The organism is Streptomyces sp. L-9-10 (assembly GCF_004151105.1).
In the GTDB taxonomy this organism is placed as follows: domain Bacteria; phylum Actinomycetota; class Actinomycetes; order Streptomycetales; family Streptomycetaceae; genus Streptomyces.
Window position 1 is genome coordinate 112364 of the sequence record NZ_PHRF01000077.1, and the last position, 7224, is coordinate 119587.

Sequence of the window (7224 nt, forward strand, 5' to 3'; positions counted from 1 at the left end):
ATCCAGGCCCTCCAGGAGGTCTTCACCCCCGACCGCGACGAACCCTGCGCGGTCGGATCGGTGAAGTCCAACATCGGACACACCGACGTGGCCGCGGGCCTGGCGGGACTGGTCAAGGCGGCACTCTGCGTCTACCACGGCGAACTGGTCCCCACGGTCAACTTCCAGCGCGTCAACCCCGAACTCGGCCTGGACCCGGCGGTCCTGCGGATCAGCGACGACACACGGGCCTGGCAGGGCACCCGACGCGCCGGAGTGTCATCGTTCGGCATCGGAGGCACCAACGCCCACCTGGTGCTGGAACAGCCGCCGCAGCCGTCCCCACAGCCCGCCCCGGCACAGGCCGCGGCACCGGTGGTCGTCTCCGGACGCACCCCGCAGGCACTCAGGGACCAGGCCCGGCAGTGGGCCCACTGGCTCACCGAACACCCCGACACCACCCTCACCGACCTCGCCTGGACCACCAACCGACACCGGCAGCACTTCGCCGAACGCGCGTCGGTGGCCGGACCTGATCTGTCCACGGTCATCGAAGGACTGACCGCCATCGCCCGTGACCACCCGGACGCGTCGCTCACCCTTGCCACCGCACGGCCGGGCAAGGTCGTGTTCGTCTTCCCCGGCCAGGGGTCGCAGTGGCCGGGCATGGCCCGGCGCCTGCTCGCCGAAAGCCCGGCCTTCGCCGACACGGTCGCCCGCTGCGACGAGGCACTGCGCCCCTGGACCGGCTGGTCGGTCCACGAACTGCTCCAGGACGAGGACCGCATCGCGTGGGACCGCCTGGACATCGCCCAGCCGGTGCTGTTCACCATGTATCTCGGCCTGGCGGCGGCCATGCGGGATCTGGGCCTGGAAGCACAGGCCGTGGTCGGACACAGCCAGGGCGAGATTCCCGCGGCCGTGGTCGCCGGCGCCCTGACCCTGGAGGAGGGCGCCAGGATCGTGGCCGAACGCAGCACGGCCCTCGCCACGCTGTCCTCCGACGGTGAGATGGCGACCGTGGAACTCCCGGTCTCCGACGTCGAGGCGGCACTGGCCCCCTACGGGAACGCCGTCTCGGTCGCCGTGGTGAACACACCGGGATCCACGGTCATCTCAGGGGACCGCGCGATCGTGGACGAGCTGCTCTACGAGTGGGACGACCAGGACGTGTGGTGCGGCACGCTGAACGCCGCCTGCGCATCCCACAGTTCGCACATGGACGCGCTGCTGCCCGGCCTCCGGGACCAGCTTGCCTCGCTGCGTCCCCGCCCGACCGAGATCCCGCTGTACTCCACGGTGCTGGGCCGGCGGGCCGCGGGTGAGGAACTGGACGCCGCCTACTGGTGCCGGAACCTGCGCGAACCCGTACGGCTCGACCTCGCCCAGCAAGAGCTGCTCGCCGACGGATACACGGTGTTCGTCGAGGTCAGTCCGCATCCCGTGCTGGCAATGCCACTGGCCGACGGTGGCGCGGACCGGGACGCGGTGGTCGTGGCGACCATGGAACGCGAACAGGGCGGCCTGGACCGGCTCCAGCGCACACTGGGCATTCTGCACGCGCACGGTGTCGGGATCGACTGGTCGGCGGCCGTCCCCGGCGGTCGCATGGTCGGCCTGCCCGGCTACGCCTTCCAGCGGCAGCGTCACTGGAAGGAACCCGCTCGCCGCAAGACGACCGACCAGAGGTTCTGGGACGTCGTCGGTGCGGGCGAGGCGGACGGGCTCGCCGAGCTGCTCGGCGCGTCCGGGCAGCACAGGGACAGCGTCGAGGACCTGCTGCCGTTGCTCCGGCGCTGGCTCGAGGGCCGCGACGACCACGCCGGGATCGCCAACTGGCTGTACGAGGAGACCTGGCAGCCCACCGAGCCCGACCCGGCACCGGCAGACGGAGTCTGGGCCGTCCTCGGGGACCCCGCGTCACCCGCCACGGAGCTGGTGACGGCCCTGCGCGAGGCAGGAGCCGGCACGCACCGGGCCGGCACGGATCCGGGCGACCTGGCCTCCCTGCCGGCGGCGATGCAGGGGGTGATCGTCCTGACGCCACTGGACGAGGACGGCACGCGGCAAGGCTTCCTCCGAACCGTGCGACTGCTCCAGGAACTCGGAACACGTCACCCGAGGACTCCGGTGTGGCTGGTCACCAGGGGCGCCGTCGGCGTGGACGAAGCCGATACGGTCACGCGCCCCGAGCAGGCTCTGATCAACGGACTGGGCCGGGTCGCGGCACTGGAACGCCCCGAAGGCTGGGGCGGCACCGCGGACCTGCCCGAACAGCCGCACCCGGACTGGGCCGGGCAGCTCGTCCGCGCCGTTCTCGCCGGTGACGACGAGGACCAGATCGCGCTCCGCGCCGACGGCCGGTACGTGCGAAGGCTGCGTCGCACCACGCCCGCACCGCGGCCGCCGTGGACGACCAGCGGCACCGCCCTGATCACCGGTGGCACGGGAGCCCTCGGCCAACGGCTCGCCCGCTGGCTGGGGGAACGCGGGACGCGACGCGTCGTGCTCGCCTCCCGTTCCGGTGAGGTCTCCGCACAGTGCCGCGAGGAGCTCGAGGCGACCGGGGCCGAGGTCGTGACGGCAGCCTGCGACGTCGGTGACAGGAGGCAGGTCGCCGAACTGATCGACCGGATCGACGCCGACGGCCCGCCGCTGACGGTCGTCGCGCATCTCGCGGGGGTCGCCGGGACGGCGCTCCTGGCAGAGCTCGACGGTGCCCGGGCCGCCGAGGAACTCTCCGCGAAGGTGTCCGGCGCCTGGCACCTGCACGAACTGCTCGGCGACCGGCCACTCGACGCGTTCCTGCTCTACGGCAGTGGTGCCAGTCTGTGGGGTGCGGGCGGCGGGACGACCTACGCGGCCGGCAACGCCGCGCTGGACGCCCTCGCCCGGCACCGGGTGGCCAACGGCCGCACGGCCACCGTGGTGCACTGGGGTGGCTGGGCCGACGGAGGCATGGTGACGGAGGAGGCCGAGGAGCAGCTCCGGGTACGGGGTCTGCGGATGATGCCCCCGGAACACGCGCTGCGCGCACTGGACCTGGTGCTCGGAACGGATCGGGTGGCGCTGGGGGTGGCCGATATCGACTGGTCCCGCTTCACCCCCACGTTCTGCGTCGCGAGGCGGCGTCCGCTGCTGCTGGGCATCCCGGAGGCGCGCGCCGAGATGGCCGGCAAGCGCCAGGAGAGCGGACTCGAAGAGCGGCTGGCGGGCATGGGACGGGACGCACAGCTCCGTACGGTGCTCGAACTGGTCCGCATTGAGGCCGCGGCTGCTCTCGGGGTGGCGGAGCTTCCCGCGGAACAGCCTCTCCAGCAGCTCGGCATGGACTCGCTGATGGCGGTCGGCCTGCGCGCCGGACTCGCCAGGCGAAGCGGCCTGCCGCTCGGCACGGACGTGCTGTTCCGGCACGGCAGTTGTGCGGGCATCGCGGAGCACCTGGTCGACGAACTCACCGGGCGCCAGCCCGTCACCGAGGCCGTGCACGACCCATTGGTACGGGTGCTCAAGCCGGCGCGACACCCCAGGGCACGGATCCTGTGCATGGCGGGAATGGGGGGCACGACCACCGGGCACGTCCCGCTCATCCCGCACCTTCCCGAGGACGTGGAACTGCTCGGTATCCGGGTTCCGGGCCGTGAGGGACACAGCGGGGAGGCCCCGGTGACCGATGTGAACATCCTCGTCGACCGGGTCGTGGCGGAGATGTCCGACCGTCTCGACGTACCGACCGTCCTGTACGGACACAGCCAGGGCGCATTGGGAGCATGGGAGATCGCTCACCGGATCGGCAGCAGGGTGGGGGGACCGGAAGTCTCGCTCGTCGTCGCCTGCGCGCCGGCGCCGTTCAGCGAGGTGCCGGAGCCGCTCAGGCGGTTCCAGGAGGTCTCGCTGGTGTGGGACACGGCGGCGCCGGAGGACCTGATCGAGGTGTTCCGGGGCGTACTGCCCGACGAGATCCTCGCCAACGAGGAGGTCTTCGGCAGCTACCTGGAGAACCTGCGGAACGATTCCACGATGTGGAAGCGGCATCAGCTCATGCTGCGCACCGACCGCAGGGGTCCGCTGGACATCCCGATCACGGCGGTGTCGGCCACCGCCGACCCGGTGCTGCCCGAGGGCACGGTGGAGCGCTGGTCCGCGCTGACCAGCGGCACATTCGTGACCCGGAGCATCGAAGGCGCGCATTCGGCACCGATGGAGAACCCGGAGGCCATGGCTCGGGAACTGGCCTTGGCCATCACCGCCGGGCTCACGCTCAACGCATGACCGCGCGTGGCGTCCGTCGTCGCCCGACGACGGACGCCACGGCGGCCTCGTAGTCGGTGGTGCTGAGAGGAGGGAAGGCGAAGGTCGTTGCCGCTCATCCCGTCGCTCCTTTCAAGCCGTGTTCCGGGATGGGTAAGAGATCGACCATAAAGGCAACAATCGATTATCTCCAGGATCGTCTATGATGCCGACATGACGCAGATGATCCACAGCTCCGCCTCGTCGGGGAAGCAGATGCTCTCCGAGCAGGTCTACGCCCACCTGAGGGACGCGATCATGCGCGGGGACCATGCCCCTGGTGACGCCCTCAAGCCACAGGACCTCGCCAAGGAACAGGGCGTGAGCCTGGCCGTTGTGCGCGAGGCGCTCGTGCGAGTGGTCGGCGAGGGCCTCGCCGACCGGCTGCCCAACCGCGGCTTCGCCGTCCCGGCCTTCTCCGACCTCCGCTGGCAGGAGATCGCGGAGGCCCGCCGGACCATCGAACCGGTCGTGCTGCGTATGTCGGTCGAGCGCGGCGACGTCGAGTGGGAGGCCCGCGTGCGAGCCGCCCACCACCGTCTGACCCGCACACCGGCGTACGTGCCGGAGGAGGGCGAGTACTACAGCGCCGCATGGTCCGAGGCCCACCGGGCCTTCCACCGCACCCTGTTGGAGGGGTGCGGCAACCCCGTGCTGCTGGAGACCTTCGACCGGATGTGGACCGCGAGCGAGCTGGCTCGCCGCTGGTCGGCGCATCGCAACCCCGACCGGGACGGCGCCGCCGAACACCGTCGGCTGGAGGAGGCGGCGCTGGCCCGCGACGCCGATACCGCGGCCGAGGTACTGACCCTGCACCTCACCCAGACCGCGGCTGGACTGACCGGCTGCATCCACCCCGAACCCGCGAAGGAAGCCTGATGCGCCTCGCCGAACCTGACCGGACATCCGCATCCGGCCACCCACGCCCGACCACTCACACTGGAGCCGCAGCATGACGTCATTCGAGGCGAGCGCGGGCCGCCACTGCCACAACGCCGTCAATCCCCTGCACGGGGCCATGTACTTCGCACCGGAGCCGGCGGACGAACTCGCAGCGCTCGGACTGGAGCGCGGAGCCATGGTCTACCTCGCGGGCCGCGCGGCTCCGCTCGGGGCTGTCGGCGCGGGCACCGTCACAGCGACCTTCTACAACTTCCGCCACGCACATGTGGAGCGGTACATCCCCGCCGCGTGGACCGTCACCACGCCGAAGGCGGTGCTCGCGGCCCGGCTGCGCGGCGCGGACGCGACGCTGCGGCGGCTGCTCGGAGAGGAGGCCCTCGTCTCGAAGGAGATGGCCGAGGCAGCCGAGCTGGCGCTGCGCGCCACCGAGGCATGCCGCCGGGAGGCGCGCCCGCTGTACGCCGCGAACGCCGGACTGCCCGTCCCCGAAGAACCGCACCTGGCGCTGTGGCACGCCGCGACGCTGCTGCGCGAGCACCGGGGCGACGGTCACATCGCCGCGCTGGCGGTCGCCGGCCTGTCCGGTATCGAGGCGCTGGTCCTGCACAACGCCACCGGCACGGCGCCGACGTCGGCACTTTTCATGCGCACCCGCGGGTGGTCCGCGGAGCAGTGGGCCGCCGCCCGGGACCGGTTGCGCGAGCGCGGCCTGCTGGACGAGGCGGGGGATCTCACGGAATCGGGGGCGGCCCTGCGCGGCGAGGCCGAGGCGCTCACCGACCGTCTCGACGCCGCCCCGTACGACCACCTCGGCCCGGCCGCCACCGCGCGCCTCACCGAGCTGGCCGGCGCCTTCACCAGAACCCTCAGGGCGATGGGCGCCTTCCCCGCGGTGCACTTCGGCAGGGGCTGAGGACCGGAGCCGGGCGCTCGGTACCGGCAACGGGCCGCCTCCGCCACGCGCGGACAACATCGCGGCGGTACACCGTGGCGGAGCCTGTACGCCGGCCTGGTGGTGGTGGCGCGGGTGCGGGAGGTGGGGGGCCCGGGCCGCTCGCGGGCGGCTTCAGGCCCCAGCTCCATCTGAGTGCGGGCGTTGACTGCCGCCCGTTGTCGCTGATGGTCATGCCGGGGCCGGGTGGGTCACGCGCGGTGGCCGGCAGTCAGGCCGTGTGCCTGCGGAAGGGGGGACGCGGCGAGCGGCCACCGGGCTTCGACGAAGAGCGGTACAAGAAACGCAACACCGTCGCACGGGCCGTCGAGGTGGCCATGAGCCGGATCGCGGGACGGTTCAGCCGCTGCGAACCCTGCCTGCGCGCCGGGCGGTCAGTGCTCGGCCCGCTGTCGGACCTGCCGCGTAAGAACTGCTGGACAATCGCGGAGTGGGCGGGGGAGTGGCAGCCCGCACAGCATGCAACATCTACTGTGCCGGGCCTCCTGGGATGCCGACACCGTCCGCGACGACGTGCGCGACGGGAGCTGTACATCCCGCGCTCCTGGACAAGCGACCCGGACCGCTGCCTGGCAGCTGGGCTCGGCGAGGGCACCGTCTTCACGACCAGGCCGGAACCGGCCCGCATGATGATCGAACGCTTCCTGGATGCCGGACACCACGTGGACCGGTCACCGGGGACGGAGGTCTACGGCGGCAACCCGAAACTGCGCACGGCTCTGGATCACGCGGCATCGGCTCTGTCCTGGCGGTGGCCTGTTCCGCCGCAGTGGCCACCGGTACGGGCATGTTCCACATCCAGAAGGCGTGTGAAAGAGACCTTCCAGACCGAGAAAGGGCTGGCGGGACTCGATGAACACCAAGTCCGCCGCTACCTCCTGGACCCGCTGGGTCACCCCCGCGATGCACGCTCACTCCTTCGGAGCGCCCCGGGAGGCCCCGGTTCTCTGTAAGATACGAACCCGCCGGTTTTTTTTATGGACCGGGACAGCGGCCGTGCAGGTGAAGGAGGCGAAAGTGGCGAAACAGGACAGAGCCATCCGGACACGTCAGACGATCCTGGGGGCAGCAGCCCGCGTGTTCGAAGAACACGGATACCA

Annotated in this window: 3 protein-coding genes and 2 pseudogenes; all 5 read left to right on the plus strand. The window is 71.4% G+C overall.

The features are described 5' to 3' along the window. A partial coding sequence (locus CU044_RS19985) for an SDR family NAD(P)-dependent oxidoreductase (RefSeq protein WP_193564015.1) occupies positions 1 to 4251 on the plus strand: 4251 nt, incomplete at its 5' end. 192 nt (positions 4252 to 4443) lie between these two features. Further along, entirely contained in the window at positions 4444 to 5148 is a 705-nt protein-coding gene (locus CU044_RS19990) for a GntR family transcriptional regulator (protein ID WP_129770073.1), read from the plus strand. 73 nt (positions 5149 to 5221) lie between these two features. Beyond that, positions 5222 to 6085, plus strand: a complete 864-nt coding sequence (locus CU044_RS19995) for a hypothetical protein (protein WP_129770074.1) — start codon at positions 5222 to 5224, stop codon at positions 6083 to 6085. 356 nt (positions 6086 to 6441) lie between these two features. Continuing rightward, positions 6442 to 7051: pseudogene (locus CU044_RS39625) on the plus strand (IS701 family transposase); the annotation flags it as partial. A gap of 90 nt (positions 7052 to 7141) precedes the next feature. Further along, positions 7142 to 7224 (plus strand): annotated as a pseudogene (locus CU044_RS39630) (TetR/AcrR family transcriptional regulator); the annotation flags it as partial.

What these genes read in the sequence shown, in the direction of transcription:
- CU044_RS19990 (WP_129770073.1), top strand. Translation starts at nt 4,444, where the DNA reads ATGACGCAGATGATCCACAGCTCCGCCTCGTCGGGGAAGCAGATGCTC.
- CU044_RS19995 (WP_129770074.1), top strand. Translation starts at nt 5,222, where the DNA reads ATGACGTCATTCGAGGCGAGCGCGGGCCGCCACTGCCACAACGCCGTC.